This is a genomic window from Paracoccus aestuariivivens, from assembly GCF_009711225.1.
Taxonomy (GTDB): Bacteria; Pseudomonadota; Alphaproteobacteria; order Rhodobacterales; family Rhodobacteraceae; genus Paracoccus; species Paracoccus aestuariivivens.
Genome location: NZ_WMIE01000001.1, coordinates 728611 through 743234 on the forward strand (window position 1 = coordinate 728611; position 14624 = coordinate 743234).

Sequence of the window (14624 nt, forward strand, 5' to 3'; positions counted from 1 at the left end):
TCAAAGCTCCTTGCGGATGTTCACAAAGCGCATCAGCGTGCCGATGATCAGCAGCACGGTGACAAGCAATACGACCGAGGTCGCCGAGGCTGACGGATATTGCAGCAGCGAAATATCGTTCGAGATCAACCGCCCGACATTGGCCGCCTGTGATCCCGACATGACCCGCACGGTAATGAAATCACCCATCACCAGCGTCAGCACAAAGATCGTACCGATCATGATTCCGGGCTTGGACAGCGGCAGGATCACATTGGTCAGGATCTGCCGACCGGATGCACCATTGTCCCGCGCGGCCTCGATCAGCGATCGGTCGATCCGCATCATCGTGTTGAAGATCGGGACGATCATAAACAGCGTGTAAAGATGCACGAATGCGAGGATCACCGAGAAATCCGAGTAGAGCAGCCATTCCAGCGGTTCATTGATCACACCCATTCCGATCAGGGTCTGGTTGGCGATGCCGTTCCGGCCCAGAAACGGTATCCACGAGATCATGCGGATGATGTTCGAGGTCAGGAACGGGATCGTGCAGACCAGAAACAGGATCGTCTGGACATTGCTCGACCGGATATGGAAAGCCAGATAGTAGGCGACGGTGAAACCGATCAACAAGGTCAGCGCCCAAGTGATCAGGGCATAGCGGAACGTCGCCCAGAAGACCTTGTAGGTCACCGACGACCCGAATAAAAATTCATAGTTCTCAAGCGAGAACGCCGGAATGATCGAAAATTCGGTTGCCTGCCAGAAACTGACGATGGTGATCATGACAATCGGCAGCAGCAGGAATCCCAGCAGCACGACCAGCAGCGGTAGGGCCAGCGCCCAGCCCTTGAGCGTTTCGGATTTTGCGGATTTCATTGACAAGCCTTTGGGCAGGGCGGGAAACGAAGGCAGGCCGAAGGCCCGCCTTCGCATGAGGTCCGTTAAGCGGCGATGAACTCGTTCCATTTGCGAACCATGTACTGGTTCTCATCCATGACCGAGTTCCAGCAGGCGACCGCACCCATCCGGTCGTAGAAGGAACCGCCATCGCGGCTTTCTCCGGCCTTGGCCATGACATCGCCGAATGGGTTGGCGATGTCCTCGGCTGCGGGCTTGCCCTCGAACCAATAGCCCCATTCGTTCGGGGTCATGTGTTCCTTGGACGTCTCCGGCACGGCCGAGTAGTAACCCTGCCGCATCAAGAAGCCGCCGACCCAGCCGGACAAGTACCAGTTGATATATTCATAGGCCGCATCCAGAGCGATGCCGTTCAGCGATTTCGACAGGCCAATGCCACCGCCCCAGCTGCGATAACCTTCCTTCAGCGGCTGGTAGACGCAGGGAATGCCGCGGGTCTTGACGGCAGTAATGGCGGGCGACCACATCGACTGGATCACCACCTCGCCCGACGCCATCAGGTTCACGCTTTCATCGAAGGACTTCCAGAAGGCGCGGAACTGGCCGTTCTTCTTGGCCTCGGTGAAGATCGCGATGGTCTTGTCGATCTCCTCTTTGGTCATATTGCCCTTGTCGCCGTATTTGATCTCGCCCATGGCTTCGCAGACCATGGCCATGTCCATGATCCCGATCGAGGAAATATCCAGAAGCGAGGCCTTGCCCTTGAACTCGGGGTTCAGCAGTTCGGTCCAGCTGGTGATCGGACGTCCGATCAGGTCAGGACGGATACCCAAGGTATCGGCGTTGTAGATGGTCGGGATAAGCGTCATCCATTGCGTCTGTTCCTTGGCGAATGCCTTGCTGTCCGGCCCCTCGACGAAGCCCACCGTATGCGGTGCCGTACCCTGCGCGATGACGCTTTCGGGGGTCAGCTTGCCGTCCTTGAAGATGCCGATGATCTTGTCGTAATTCTTGATCTTGCTGGTATCCATCGCCTGCAAGTTGCCGGTCGGCCAGACCTTCTTGCAGATCCAGTATTCGATATCGGCGATGTCGAAGCTGTCGGGCTGGGTCGCGGCGCGCTGGGTGACGCTGTCGCTGTCCAGCGCGGTCATTTCCAGCGTGAAGCCCAGATCCTCTTTCACCTTCTGCGCCACCTCGTTCAGGTTCGAGACCCCGGTGCCGAATTGGCGCAGGGTCACGTCCTTGATTTCCTGCGCCCAGATCATCGGCGCGGGCAAGGCCGATGCGGCCAGCACGGCGCCTCCGGTCTTGAGCAAAGAACGACGGGAAAATCTCATTCTGGACACGGTATTTCCTCTCTGTTGGTTCTTCTTGGTGGTTTTTCAGGCTTCCAGCAGGTGCTGCCAGCGGGCGTCCCAGCCCAGTTGAACAGCATCGCCCGGATTGATCGGCTGGGTGAAAAAGGCGTCCTCGGGCATCAGGGCCACGATTTCCTCGTCAGCAGCGGTGCGGGTTGTGACGGCGACACGGTCGCCCTGATATTCAACGCCCGTCGTGGTTGCGGGCAGGCCCTCGGCTCCGATGCGGATCACATCCGAGCGGATGGCATAACGGCCCCCGTCAACGGTCACGACGTTATGGCCGCCCATGAAACGCGCGACGAATTCGGTGCGGGGTTTGCCCCAGACCTCGCGCGGGGGGCCGGCCTGTTCGATGACCGCGTTGTTCATCACGACAACCTCGTCGGCCAAAGCCAACGCCTCGTCCTGACCGTGGGTGACATGGATGAAGGTGATCTCAAGTTCGCGCTGCAGGCGTTTCAGTTCGGCGCGCATGCGGATGCGCAGGAAGGGGTCCAGCGCCGATAGCGGCTCGTCCAGCAGCAATACGCGCGGCTCGGTGATCAAGGCGCGGGCCAGAGCCACGCGCTGCTGCTGACCGCCGGAAAGCTGGGCGGGCATACGGTCGGCCAGATGCGTCATCGCAACCAGTTCCAGCAGCGTATTGGCCTTGGCGTAGCGGGTCGCCTTGTCCACGCCTTTCATTTTCAGACTGAAGGCCACGTTGTCGCGCACCGAAAGATGCGGAAATAGGGCATAGCTTTGAAACATCATCGCCGTACCGCGCTGCGCGGGCGGCAGATGCGCGATCTCTTTCCCCTCCAGCACGATATTGCCGTCAGAGACGCTTTCATGCCCCGCGATCATCCGCAGCGTGGTGGACTTTCCGCAGCCCGAGGGACCAAGCAGGCAAACATAACTTGCCGGAGCGAAAAGATGGCTGATGCCGTTGACGGCCACGGTGTCGCCGTAGCGTTTGGTCAGCTTGGCAAGCTCAAGATCATTCGGGGTCCGCATGGGCAATCCTTCAAGTCCGGCTGATGCGCCAAGACTGCGACGAATCCGCTGCGGGACAGGATTATTCGACCGTTCATCGCCGGGTTTTGTGACTCTGCGCAGGATTTGATCGCAGCCGAAAAGCTGCCGCCCAGAATTTCATCCAATATCGTATACAATCATGTGTCCGACGACGGGATCTTGTCTGTACCAGCCCGCATCATCAGTTAGATGGGAAACAGGAGGCATCCGATGGCTCTGCCCGATAAAGACAACAGCGCCGAGGCGATCGCTGCCTCGCTTGCCCACGCGATCCACGAACACCGCCTTGCTCCGGGATCGAAGTTGTCCGAAGACGAGGTCGGCGAAATCTTCGGCGTGTCGCGCACGGTCGTCCGCGCGGCTTTGCAGCGCCTGTCCCACAGTCGCCTTGTCGAGTTGAAACGCAATCATGGCGCTTTCGTCGCCCAACCCAGCATCCGCGAGGCGCGCGAGGTCTTCGAGGCCCGCGCACTGCTGGAGCCGCGCACCGCACGTTCCGCTGCCGAACGGATCATGCCTGCAGACATCCAACTGCTGCAAAGCCATATCGAGGCCGAGCACGATGCGCTGAAAAACGGCTCGGCGGGGCGCGCGCTGTATCTCTCGGGGCAATTCCATGTCGAGATCGCGCGGATCGCCGATCAGGACACCATCGCCGAATATATCACCCAGCTTGTGGCACGATCATCCTTGGTCATCGCCCTTTACTGGCAACGACGCGCGGCCCTGTGCGAAAGCCATGCCCACGATGCGCTGCTTCGCGCTTTGGCGACACATGACGGGCAACGGGCCGAGGAGTTGATGAAAGAGCATCTGTTGTCGCTAATGACCTCGCTTGACCTGCGCGACCGCAATGCCGTTCCGACTTCGCTGCGCGAGGCACTGGGGGCATGACTGTCCGCTATCGCAATATGACCGCCAACGAGTTGCCCCTTGTGCTGGATTGGGCAGCCGCCGAGGGCTGGAATCCAGGGCTGGATGACGCGACGCCTTTCTATCGCGCTGATCCTCAAGGATTTTTCGTCGCCAAGTCGGACGGGAAAATCGTTGCGGCCATTTCGGTTGTGAACCACAATCCTGATCTCGCATTTCTGGGACTTTACCTGTGCCGCAGCGAGTTCCGAGGTCGTGGCATCGGGTTTGGACTTTGGCAGCACGCTTTGTCCCACGCCGGAACCCGCACGGTCGGCCTTGACGGGGTTGCAGCGCAGCAAGCGAACTATGCCCGCTCGGGCTTCGTGCTGGTGGGTAGCACATCGCGCTATTCGGGCCGACTGGCCGGCAGGCCGGATCGCATCATCCGATGCGCTGACACCAATGATCACGCGGCGATCCTGCAACTCGACGCCAACGCGAACGGCTACGCGCGACCTGAGTTTCTAGGGGCCTGGCTTCTGCCATCGACGACGCGGACGACCCTGATCGACACCGAGATGCAGGGTTTTGTCACCATTCGAAAATGCCGTGAGGGGGCCAAGATCGGACCACTGGTTGCGCCCGATGCGGATCGGGCGCTGGTCCTTGCGCAAGCCGCATTGTCTGTCTGCCCTGCAGACAGCGTTGCAATCGACCTGCCTGACAGTGCGGTGGGGTTTCGCGCCCGACTGATTGCGCACGGTTTTTCGCCTGGTTTTTCCACCGCGCGGATGTTTCGCGGACCTGCACCCGTCGCGGGACCAAACCTGCAAGCCATCGCCACGATGGAGGTTGGCTGAACCCGATCCGGCGCTTCGGCATTGACGAAGGCCCATGCCAGCAAGCAGGCTTGTGTTACCATCCGCAGTCAAGGACGCCGCGATGCGATATTTCGACTTCAGCTCGTGGCACGGCGTATTCACCACATTGCTCGGGCTTGCGATCTTCACCCTTGTCGGAGTTGGAATCCGCGTTCTCATGCTGCTGACAATCCAGCAACGGCAGCAACGCATGAACCGCCAGATCAACGAACGCCTTCGGACCCTGATCGCGGCCTATAAGGCGCTTGGTGGCTCGTTTACCGGCCAGCTTCACGTCGATCCGACCCATTTGCGCGAGTTGCGCCAGCTTGAGGCAATCGAGGGAATGGAACTGACCCTGACGGGCTCGGACCGGACAAGACGTATCCGCGATGCCGTCGAGGCTGCGCTTTCCGACATCATCCTGCTGGGGACCGAGGACCAGATCCGCCTCGCCAGCCGTGCGGCCGCCGAAATGGCTGCGGGTCGGCCAATCCATACCGCCGAACTTGTCGTTTCACTGCGCGATTTCATCCGCAAGGCGCTGGATCTGGCTCCGGTGCCCGCAGATGCCGAAATACCGGCCCAAGGCCCCGCGCGCGCGATCAGCGGATCGGGCCGCTCGACGCAAAAAGAAAGCTCGGGCGGCGGAAAAAGCGGGGGCGCAGGCGGATCAGGTGGCGGCGGTATGGGTGGGATGGGGGGAATGGGCCTGCCCCACAAGATCGAGGACGAATAACGCGATCAAGACGTCGGGCAATCGCCATGCGCAGCAAGCAATTTCTGCTCAAGTGCGGTGGTAAAATCCTCGAAGCTTTCGGCAAAGGCGCTGACCCGTTCCTCGGGCCAGTCGCCCACGATTTCGCGGATCAACTCGGTCTTGACCCGTCGTATCTCGACGAATATCTCATCTCCTGTCGCGCTGCGTTGTAGGACGGCCCGACGTGCATCCCGTTGCGAGACCGCACGGATCAGAAACCCCTGCTCTACCATTGCCGCGGCCAGCCTGCTGGCCCGCGACGGGTCGATGTGCAGGTGCCGCGCGATATCCCCGACCGAGACCTCGGCCGCCGCCTTGTTCGCAGAAGAAGGGATCAGCATCAGAACGTCCAGATCGGACACATCCAGCGTCGGCGCGACATTCCTTAGCGCCAGCCGGCTGATCACGCGGCGCCCGATCAGAACGCGGAACCGCGCCATCGCGGCCGAAATCTGGGCAATCCCGACCTGTTCTTCTGCATCTTCCATCGGGGCCCTCATGATCGTGCGCAATTTTATGTGCTGTTGACATGTAAATGCCTTTTGCACATATAATTCCGGACCAGCCATTCTGCAATCACAAGCTGGCAAGAACAGGTCCATTCGCTGATGTCTTCGCAATCTCCGTCTTCGGTCGGGCCTGTCAGCCTGACCCATCGTCGCCGCATGACGATATTCTGCTTCCTGATGCTCAGCCTTTTTATGGCGACATTGGACAATCAGGTGGTTTCGACCGCACTGCCCACAATCATCGGAGAGTTCGGCGCAATCGAGCGCTTTGGCTGGATCGGCTCGGCCTATCTGCTGGCGCAAAGCGCTATCATGCCGGTCTACGGCAAATTGGGCGACCTGTTTGGCCGCAAATATGTGATGATGTTCGCGGTTGCGCTGTTCACGCTGGGTTCGATGCTTTGCGGATTGGCATGGTCGATGGACAGCCTGATCGCCGCCCGGGCCTTTCAGGGGCTTGGCGCGGGCGGGATCATGGTCTCGATTTTTTCGATCAATGCCGATCTGTTCGAACCACGCGAGCGGGCGCGGTATCAAAGCTTTTCCAGCCTTGTCCTGATGGCCTCGGGGTCGATCGGGCCCAGTCTTGGCGGCACAATGAGCCAGTATCTGGGCTGGCGTTCGATCTTTCTAATCAACCTTCCCATCGGGATCGTCGCATTGACCGGATTGATGCTGCTGCTTCCCTATCGCCGTCCCGAGCGCCAGCCCAAGATCGACTATCTTGGTGCCATCCTGCTGGCGATTTCCATCTCGGGGGTCGTGCTATGGGCTGACAGCCAGTCATTGTTCGGCTCGGCCCTGTCTGCCCCTGCCCTTGCATTGCCCGTGGTCTCGGCCCTGGCGATTGCAATCTGGATCTGGGTCGAGCGTCGCGCCCCCGAGCCGATCATCCCGCTGGGCCTGTTCCGCGACCACAACTTCTCGCTTCTGCTAATCGTTGCGACCGTCAGCGGCGCGGTCGGGATCGGCATGGTCAACTATCACGCCTTGTTCCTGCAAATGACGACGGGCCTTTCGCCCGCCCGTGCAGGGCTGTTTTTCATCGCAGTCACCGGCGGCATCACGCTGGGCTCGCTGACTGCAGGCAGACTGATCTCGCGCACGGGACGCTACAAGCCTTGGCTGGTCATGGGCCTTACGCTATCGACCCTGTGCCTTTGCGCATTGGCGCTGCTGCCGCTGCATGCGCCGTTCTGGCTGATCGGCACGTTGCTTCTGGCGATGGGGATTGCAATCGGCCTTGGCCAGCAAAGCCCCGTGATCGGAGTCCAGATCGCATCTCCGCCCCGCGATGTTGGCGCAGCGACGGGCGCGGTCACCCTTTCCCGCATGGGCGGAGCCGCGCTGGCGATCTCGGTCTATGGCGCGATCCTGTCGGACCGGATGATGCATGCGACCATTTCCGGCGCAGGTTCCATTGCCCAGATGTCGCCCGACAGAATGGCGGCACTTCCCGCCGCCGCGCAGGAGGCCGTGGCCGCCGCCTATCGCAATGCCTTTGACTGGGTCTATCTTTCCGCAATGGTATTTGCTGCAATCGGCTTCCTTGCCGCCGCGATGCTGCGCCCCGTCCTTCTGGCTCCGCCAACCGCCGCTGCCAGATCCGGCGAGGCTCCAGCCGGATTGCCGAAAACGTCGCCTCCGGCCTAACCCGCACCTGCGGCAAGCCGCACGATAACCCGGCTTGCCAAGACCGCCGACTGCGCCCAATCGGGCAGTTCCTGTCCTGCATTCAAGGCAATCCCCGCCATCCGGAGTCGCATCGCCGGGTCCGTTATGATTTCACGCAAAGCCTCGGCAAAGGCTACGGCGTTTTCGGGTTGAACAAGCAGGCCCGCGCCCTTTGGCACGGTGTCGGGAACTGCACCGGTGCAGCAACTGACAATCGGCAATCCGCGCGCCAATGCCTCGTCAAACACAAGGCCGTAACCTTCATATCTGGTCGCAAGGGCAAAGACCGAAGCCTGCGCATAAAGCGTCTGCAACTCACCGTCCGAGACCCGACCCGCAAGACGAACCCTGTCCGCGACGCTGCAGTCTTTCAGACGACGGGCCAGAAATTGCGCATGTTCGGCATCCCAAGGGTTCCCGACAATTACCGCCTGCCAGTCCAGATCATCAAGCTGCGACAGTGCCTCGATCAGGATGTCATGCCCTTTGCGTGGATGCAGGATACCGACCGACAGGATCAGCAATGGCGCGACCGGAGTCATGGCAACAGTCGGACGATCCACACCCGGACCGACAATCGAGATACGGTCCGGATCAACCTGATATCGCTCGACCAGCAGCGCGCGCGTATGCGGGCTTGGAACCAGCACGTGCCGCGCAAGTCGCAGATTATCCCGTTCGGTTCGGAACAAACGGTCACGGCGCGACACGGAAAGACCGCTTTCCATCGCCAAGGGATGATGGATCATGGCAATGACCGGAGCCTTCACTCGCGCCAGACCCACCGTCGCAATCGCTCCGAACACCAGGCCGTCAACAATAAGCGGACGCAGCGAATCGACAGCTTCAAGGGCTGCAATCGCAGCGCTCATATCCGCCGGTCCCGCGTCGGGAAAGCTTGCTGGCAGGACCAGATGCTGCATGTCGTGGCCCAGATTGCGCAGCCCTTCGAGTAATCGCCTTTCGTAAATGTAGCCTCCGGTCAGGGTCCCGATATCGCCGGGGATGGCAAAGGCGGCTGGCGGAAAAATCATTGTCGCACCTGCTCGGGGGCGTAGATCCGCAGCACATGACGCTCCAGACTGGCGACGGCAGCGTGACTCAGGACCGAGAACAGCGTCACCAGAAACACGGCCGACCAGAGCATGCGATAATTCGACGTCGAGGCCGATAACGCCATCAGGCTTCCCAACCCCCGCCCCGTTGTCAGCCACTCGACGACAGTCACCGCTAGAACAGCGGTCGGAACGCTCATCCTCGCCGCCGCAAATAATGCGGGCAACATCGCGGGGATGCGGGCATAGAGCAGTTTGCGGAAGGGGCCAGCGGCATAGACATCAAAAACATCAAGCACTTGCCCAGGAGCTTGCCGCAGGCCGTGGATGCAGGCGACAAGCGCGGGGAAAAAGACCATGACCGCCACCAAGGTAATTGTTCCCGTCGCCCCCCGCCCCAGAAACAGGACAAAGACCGGAGCCGTGGTCACGATTGGTACGGCGCGCAGCGCAACGGCGATCGGCATGATCAAAGGCACGACTGCGGGAACAAGCACCAGCAACATCGCGAGTCCGGCCCCGACACCAAGCCCGATCAGGTACCCGGGCAGCGCGAAACCGAGGCTTTGCCGGAAAGCCAGAAACAAGGCGGCGCGCGACTCTGATGCCTCGGCTGACCAAGTCAGCGCTGCCGCCACATCCAGCGGACCCTTGGCCAGAAACGGATTCAAACCCAGCAGCCGGATGCCGCCCCACCATAAGAGCAGAACCGCGACGACCAGCACGACCGCATCGCGGAACCGTCCTTTCCCGCATCGTCCCGACGCTGGCGATGACAAAAGCACCACCGGCGGAAGATCATGCAGCACAAGCCGCGCCATCATGCCAACCGCCGCGTAAGCCATGATCGAAACCACGGTCGCCACCACCGAGATCCCCCACAATGCCGCAACATCAAGGGCACGAATGTACCGGATCGTCAGCACGCCCAATCCCCGCTCGGCACCGGTAAACTCGCCGACCATGGCACCCAGAAACGCTGCCGGAGCAGCAATTTGCAGCCCCGCGAACAAATAGGGCAATGCCGCGCGTGCGCGCACGAACCACAGCTCCGCAAATCGTTTCCGACCGTAGACATGGACCAGATCCAGCCATGCCGAGGGCACGGCCCGAAGTCCCGTCAGCAATGTCACAAGGCTGGTATAACTGACTGCCAGCGCCGCCAGCGTGATCTGCGGTCCCTCGCCCTGCCCCATCAGGCTTCGCAGGATTGGTCCCGTCGCAATCAGCGGCAAACAGAACAGGACCAACGCCAATCCACCGATCACCCCGAGCAGCTTGGGAAACAGGATTCCGATCCCTGTCAGCACTATGGCGATCAGATTTCCCGCCAAGTACCCCAATGCGGCATTTCCCAGCGTCCGGCCAAGCGCCCTTGCCACCAGACCGATATTCTGCGTCAGCCAGTGCAGTACCTCGACCGGACCCGCGAGAAGTGCCTTGCCTTCAAGGCCCGTCGCCAGCAGTTGCCAGCCAATCAACAGCAATACCGGACCAAGCAATACAGCAAGCCAATCGCGCGTTCTCATTTTGCCATGGCGGCAGACGCTGACAAGACCGTCAGTACCTTGTCCTTCAGCGAACGGAATTCGGGTCCATCGCCCAATTCCGCCGCATACGGCACCTCCAGATCCGCGACCACGCGCGCGGGACGCGGCGAGAATACGACAATCCGGTCGGACAGCATGATTGCCTCGTCAACCGAATGGGTCACCAACAACGTCGTGGTCCCCTGCGATTTCCACAATGGCGAAAGATCGCGGGCAAGCTGCCGGCGCGTCAATTCATCCACCGCTCCGAAGGGCTCATCCAGCAGCAGAACCTGCGGATCGCTGGCCAAGGCCCGCGCCATTGCCGCGCGCTGTCGCATCCCGCCCGACAGTGCGGCAGGCCGGACTTTTTCAAACCCACCCAGACCGACCAACCCGATCAGCCGCGCGACCCGAGCCGGATCCGGCGGTTTTCGCGCCAGTTTTCGCGCCAACGAGATATTGCTTTGCATCGTCAGCCAAGGCAGTAAGGACGGGTCCTGAAACGCCACCGAAATACCCGCCCTGCGCCGCTGCTCGGCAGGTGATTGCCCCAAGACGCGTACGTCTCCGACCGAAGGCTCCTCGAGCCCAGCGATGAGACGCAGCAATGTCGACTTGCCGCAACCCGAAGGACCAATCAGCGCCGTGGTCCGCCCCGACGAGAAGTTAAGATCAAGCGGCGATACCGCTTCGATACCGCCCCGGTAGGTTTTGCCAAGACCGATACAGGTGATGCCTTGCATCGAAGCTGCCCTATCCGGCTTGGATCTCGTCGAGGATCGAGCGATCCCATAGGTCGGGCGAGACCTTGTGCCCCAGCAAAGCGAGCGTCCGGATATTGGCCGCCACACTTTCGTCGCTCCACCAGCCGAAACCATTGGCATCCGTCAGGTCCGAGAACATCAGCGGCACTTGCCGTTTCGCCTGTAGTTTCTGGGTTGCCAGATCCAATCCCGCGTCCGGAAACATCCGCAACGTGAGTTCCGCTGCGGCATCGGTGTCGGAATGATAAGCCTGCCAGCCGCGCAACTCTCCGGCCATCAACGCGACCAGATCCTTTCGCCGCGAAGCGAGACTGTCGCGGGTCGTGATATAGGTCTGCGAATGCAGCGAATAACCATGATCGGCCATCAGCATCGTCACGGCCTTTATCCCGTTCATCGCCATCGCAACGGGCAGGTCGGTTTCCCAGCATAGCAGGCAATCCACCTCGTTCGAGACCAGCGGCTGCGCCGAATACTGGGTCGGGACGATGGTGATCGCGTTGAAATCGACATTGTTCAGACTGCACAGCGCCTTCAGCACTGGAGTATTGGCAATGGCCATGCCAATGCGCTTGCCCTGCAGATCGGCCGGCACGTTGACCGGATTGGCCGGTAGCGACGCAATCACGAAGGGGTTCTTCTGCATGGCAACGCCGATGATCCGGAAGTCGCCCCCCTGCTCGATTGCGCTGGCGGCATAATCCGCTGCCGAAATCCCGACCAGCGCCGTTCCGGCCACGACCGGAGGCTCGACCGGAGCATTCGGACCGCCTTGCAGCAGGCTCACCTGCAAGCCGGATTCCTGCCACCAGCCATTTTCCAAAGCGAGGTAGCTTCCGGCAAATTGCACCGAATGCAGCCATGACAGCTGGAAGCCGGCCTGCACCGTTTGGGCATGGGCTCGCGTCAGCCCCCCTGCCAACAAGGCCCCAAACGCTCCGCCCGCCAACAGGCCCCGTCTGGAGATCATCCGTGACGACATCGACCGATCCTCCCTCGCGTTCCGACAGGCTCGGACATGTCGATGCCCGAAATCAACAGTTTTTCTGCGCCGCGCTATTTCCGCCCCGACAGAACCACTACGGATCGCTGAAGCTGCCAAGGATCAGATCGCGCATCCGGTCCATCGGGATCGGGTCTGCCATCGGCGGCACCAGTCCGGGTTGCAGCCCCCATGCCGCAGTCCGAGCCACCAGCGCCTGAGGACCAATGACGTGCAACGGCACGTCCCGCCCGCCATCCGGCGCGATGCCTTGGGCGGTCTGATGATCGCCCAGCACGAAAATCAGCGGAGCATCAGCAGCATGCAATTCGACATAGCCAAAGACGGCCTGCAGCGCGTAATCCAAGGCATCCCGATAGCTTTCCCTGACCTTCACGGGATCGCGCCAAACCACTTCGGGCGTCTCGCTGGCATGGGTCATCGCGTCGAACTCGGTTCCGTCGCCCAACCCGTCCCATGACAACATCCAAGGCACCGGCACCCAAGGCGCATGGGATGAAATCAATGCGACCTGCACGAATTTCCGTGGCCGGTCTTTGCCACCAAGAACCAGCCGGTCGATCGCAGCCAAGGTGAATTGATCCGGCATCGTCACCCAGTCGAAAGGCTTGCCGCGATAACCAAGATCGTCAGCCGCCAGAACCCGATCAAATCCCATCGAGGCTGATTCCGGCCAGGCCCGCGTAATGGCAGGCATGACGGCAAGCGTGGAGAAACCGGCCCGACGCGCATAGTGGAACAGACCCTGCCGCCCGCTACGCAGCAATGTGCCGTAACTGGCCTGATCCTTGATCCACAAACCATTTGCGAATGTCGCATGGGCAAGCCAGCTTTGCCCCCCTTGCGTTGGCGAGCGCAAAAACCCCGAACGCATTTTCAGTCCTGCACCGGCCAACCGCCCCTCGGCCTGTCGCAAAGTGGCAAGGTGGCGCTCGGCATAGAACGGGGTCTCGAAGCTGCCGCGCCCGTAACTCTCGACGAAAATGACCAGTACGTCGCGATCTATGGCCGACAACAGGCCATTCTGCGAAAGGAACGGGTCTTTGTCGGCGGCCACACGCAGCAGGCGCAACTCGGCATGGGTCTGGCGGGCTGTTTCAATTCGGGACAGGGCGTAGACGCTAGCCTTTGCATAGGGATACCCCAGCAGCAAAATGGCCGTCGCGACCCCGAACAAGGCAAATTTCTGCGCCGCGGACCAACGAACACCTGCCCATCGACCTGTCGCCCACCAAAGCCCTGCGACGATGATGGCAGCAAGGACGATGGCCGAAACTGCAACGCCGACCGCAGCAAGCACCCCCAGACTACCCGATATCAGCCGCATCGCAGCGTCGATCAACGGCAGATCAGCAAGGGGATCAAATGCTCGACCCAGCACGCCCATCATCGCAAGGTCTGCGATTTTCAGGATCACAAGAATAGACAGCAGCGGCACGACAATGAACCTTGCCCGCGCGCCGGTGATGCATAGCAAGGCAAGAACCAAAGGCAACTCGACCGGAGGGCCGGCCATCGTCCACGGCAATCTGGCAGGGGCATTGGGCAGGACCAGCGCCAGATGGATCAGCAGCGCCGCCAGCAGCAACGGCAGCGCCTTGCGGATCATCTGCATTCCCTTCGCAACCAAAGGATATCCGCCCCGAATGACCAAAGTAGCGCGAAAACCGCCAACCATGTCAGCAGCAGCGCAAATTCCTCAGGCAGGACCGGCAATTGCAGGGCAATCAGGACAACCATCTGCACGATACAGACCAGCCTGCGCCGATGACTGAACGGCAGCGGCGCTGCCAGCCATGGTAACAGCAGGCCAGCCGCGACAAAAGCGTATCGCATAAATCCCAGCAAAAGGATCTCGGGGCCGATTGAGCCTATGGAAAGCGCGTGCAGGGACAGAACCAGCGCGAAGGCGGCGTCGACCTCGATATCGAATCTTGCGCCGAAACCAGAGACCAACCCGCTGCGACGGGCCAACCAGCCATCCACGCCATCCAGTGCCAAGGCAAACAACGCAAAACCGGTAATTCCGTACCCGCCAGCATTTCCGGCCAGAAGCGGAGCGAGCAATCCGCAGGTCAGCGCAAGCCGCATCAGCGTCACGAAATTGCAGGCCCCCATGCGCAGATGCGGATAGTGCTGCCGCATCAGTTGAGCGACCATCAGGCACGCCAGCAGAAACAGCCCCCAGACAATCAGCCAATCGCTTGCCGCGGCCTCGGGGCCTAAAATCCGCATCGCATGGATCAACGCCAGTCCCGACGCAGCAGTCGCGACAAGACGCGGCGCGATGCCGGAACCAAAGCCGGCATTCATGGGCTTCAACGCTCGGGTTGGCACAGGTTCGCGCATTGGCCAGAGTCTAAGCCGACCGCGTTGCGGGTCAAGCAG

Annotated in this window: 14 protein-coding genes; 4 read left to right on the top strand and 10 right to left on the bottom strand. The window is 60.9% G+C overall.

Annotation, left to right across the window (positions count from 1 at the left end; all coding sequences use genetic code 11):
* From GL286_RS03695 to GL286_RS03705, 3 genes are all read right to left on the bottom strand, one after another.
* The gene (locus GL286_RS03695) at positions 1 to 861 is read right to left on the bottom strand and encodes an ABC transporter permease (protein ID WP_155094169.1); all 861 of its coding nucleotides are present in this window, start codon (positions 859 to 861) and stop codon (positions 1 to 3) included.
* Between the two features lie 65 nt (positions 862 to 926).
* On the bottom strand, positions 927 to 2183 hold the full coding sequence (locus tag GL286_RS03700) for an ABC transporter substrate-binding protein (protein ID WP_155094526.1): 1257 nt from the start codon (positions 2181 to 2183) through the stop codon (positions 927 to 929).
* Positions 2184 to 2228: 45 nt separating this feature from the next.
* Positions 2229 to 3203 (bottom strand): ABC transporter ATP-binding protein, encoded by a 975-nt coding sequence (locus GL286_RS03705; RefSeq protein ID WP_155094170.1) that lies wholly within the window; start codon positions 3201 to 3203, stop codon positions 2229 to 2231.
* Positions 3204 to 3434: 231 nt separating this feature from the next.
* On the opposite strand from GL286_RS03705, the gene GL286_RS03710 reads away from it, so the two are divergent.
* The 3 genes from GL286_RS03710 (at position 3435) to GL286_RS03720 (ending at position 5678) form a co-directional block, all read left to right on the top strand.
* Complete coding sequence (locus GL286_RS03710) at positions 3435 to 4118, top strand: GntR family transcriptional regulator (RefSeq protein WP_155094171.1); 684 nt, start codon at positions 3435 to 3437, stop codon at positions 4116 to 4118.
* Positions 4115 to 4939, top strand: coding sequence for a GNAT family N-acetyltransferase (locus GL286_RS03715; RefSeq protein ID WP_155094172.1), 825 nt, complete (start codon positions 4115 to 4117; stop codon positions 4937 to 4939). Before GL286_RS03710 ends, GL286_RS03715 begins: the two co-directional genes overlap by 4 nt.
* A gap of 82 nt (positions 4940 to 5021) precedes the next feature.
* On the top strand, positions 5022 to 5678 hold the full coding sequence (locus tag GL286_RS03720; protein WP_155094173.1) for a hypothetical protein: 657 nt from the start codon (positions 5022 to 5024) through the stop codon (positions 5676 to 5678).
* A 5-nt stretch (positions 5679 to 5683) separates the two neighbouring features.
* Here the strand turns inward: GL286_RS03720 and GL286_RS03725 are convergent, their stop codons facing one another.
* On the bottom strand, positions 5684 to 6187 hold the full coding sequence (locus GL286_RS03725; RefSeq protein WP_170295029.1) for a MarR family winged helix-turn-helix transcriptional regulator: 504 nt from the start codon (positions 6185 to 6187) through the stop codon (positions 5684 to 5686).
* Between the two features lie 120 nt (positions 6188 to 6307).
* Here GL286_RS03725 and GL286_RS03730 point away from each other — a divergent pair, with 120 nt between their 5' ends.
* Positions 6308 to 7861, top strand: coding sequence for an MDR family MFS transporter (locus tag GL286_RS03730; RefSeq protein ID WP_246184811.1), 1554 nt, complete (start codon positions 6308 to 6310; stop codon positions 7859 to 7861).
* Here GL286_RS03730 and GL286_RS03735 read toward each other — a convergent pair.
* From GL286_RS03735 to GL286_RS03760, 6 genes are all read right to left on the bottom strand, one after another.
* A complete protein-coding gene (locus tag GL286_RS03735; RefSeq protein WP_155094175.1) occupies positions 7858 to 8916 on the bottom strand; it encodes a glycosyltransferase family 4 protein in 1059 nt (352 codons plus the stop codon). The genes GL286_RS03730 and GL286_RS03735 overlap by 4 nt on opposite strands.
* Positions 8913 to 10466 carry an ABC transporter permease gene (locus GL286_RS03740; RefSeq protein WP_155094176.1) on the bottom strand — a complete coding sequence of 518 codons (1554 nt, stop codon included), beginning with the start codon at positions 10464 to 10466 and terminating at the stop codon, positions 8913 to 8915. Before GL286_RS03740 ends, GL286_RS03735 begins: the two co-directional genes overlap by 4 nt.
* Positions 10463 to 11212 carry an ABC transporter ATP-binding protein gene (locus tag GL286_RS03745; RefSeq protein WP_155094177.1) on the bottom strand — a complete coding sequence of 250 codons (750 nt, stop codon included), beginning with the start codon at positions 11210 to 11212 and terminating at the stop codon, positions 10463 to 10465. Before GL286_RS03745 ends, GL286_RS03740 begins: the two co-directional genes overlap by 4 nt.
* Positions 11213 to 11222: 10 nt before the next feature.
* Entirely contained in the window at positions 11223 to 12215 is a 993-nt protein-coding gene (locus GL286_RS03750; protein WP_155094178.1) for an ABC transporter substrate-binding protein, read from the bottom strand.
* 97 nt (positions 12216 to 12312) lie between these two features.
* Positions 12313 to 13845, bottom strand: a complete 1533-nt coding sequence (locus GL286_RS03755; RefSeq protein ID WP_155094179.1) for a sulfatase-like hydrolase/transferase — start codon at positions 13843 to 13845, stop codon at positions 12313 to 12315.
* A complete protein-coding gene (locus GL286_RS03760; protein ID WP_246184812.1) occupies positions 13842 to 14549 on the bottom strand; it encodes a CDP-alcohol phosphatidyltransferase family protein in 708 nt (235 codons plus the stop codon). Before GL286_RS03760 ends, GL286_RS03755 begins: the two co-directional genes overlap by 4 nt.
* Positions 14550 to 14624 lie beyond the last annotated feature (75 nt).

Bases quoted from the DNA above. Each gene is read 5' to 3' on its own strand.
- GL286_RS03695 (WP_155094169.1), bottom strand. From the start codon at position 861: ATGAAATCCGCAAAATCCGAAACGCTCAAGGGCTGGGCGCTGGCCCTA.
- GL286_RS03700 (WP_155094526.1), bottom strand. From the start codon at position 2,183: ATGAGATTTTCCCGTCGTTCTTTGCTCAAGACCGGAGGCGCCGTGCTG.
- GL286_RS03705 (WP_155094170.1), bottom strand. From the start codon at position 3,203: ATGCGGACCCCGAATGATCTTGAGCTTGCCAAGCTGACCAAACGCTAC.
- GL286_RS03710 (WP_155094171.1), top strand. From the start codon at position 3,435: ATGGCTCTGCCCGATAAAGACAACAGCGCCGAGGCGATCGCTGCCTCG.
- GL286_RS03715 (WP_155094172.1), top strand. From the start codon at position 4,115: ATGACTGTCCGCTATCGCAATATGACCGCCAACGAGTTGCCCCTTGTG.
- GL286_RS03720 (WP_155094173.1), top strand. From the start codon at position 5,022: ATGCGATATTTCGACTTCAGCTCGTGGCACGGCGTATTCACCACATTG.
- GL286_RS03725 (WP_170295029.1), bottom strand. From the start codon at position 6,187: ATGGAAGATGCAGAAGAACAGGTCGGGATTGCCCAGATTTCGGCCGCG.
- GL286_RS03730 (WP_246184811.1), top strand. From the start codon at position 6,308: ATGTCTTCGCAATCTCCGTCTTCGGTCGGGCCTGTCAGCCTGACCCAT.
- GL286_RS03735 (WP_155094175.1), bottom strand. From the start codon at position 8,916: ATGATTTTTCCGCCAGCCGCCTTTGCCATCCCCGGCGATATCGGGACC.
- GL286_RS03740 (WP_155094176.1), bottom strand. From the start codon at position 10,466: ATGAGAACGCGCGATTGGCTTGCTGTATTGCTTGGTCCGGTATTGCTG.
- GL286_RS03745 (WP_155094177.1), bottom strand. From the start codon at position 11,212: ATGCAAGGCATCACCTGTATCGGTCTTGGCAAAACCTACCGGGGCGGT.
- GL286_RS03750 (WP_155094178.1), bottom strand. From the start codon at position 12,215: ATGTCGTCACGGATGATCTCCAGACGGGGCCTGTTGGCGGGCGGAGCG.
- GL286_RS03755 (WP_155094179.1), bottom strand. From the start codon at position 13,845: ATGATCCGCAAGGCGCTGCCGTTGCTGCTGGCGGCGCTGCTGATCCAT.
- GL286_RS03760 (WP_246184812.1), bottom strand. From the start codon at position 14,549: ATGAATGCCGGCTTTGGTTCCGGCATCGCGCCGCGTCTTGTCGCGACT.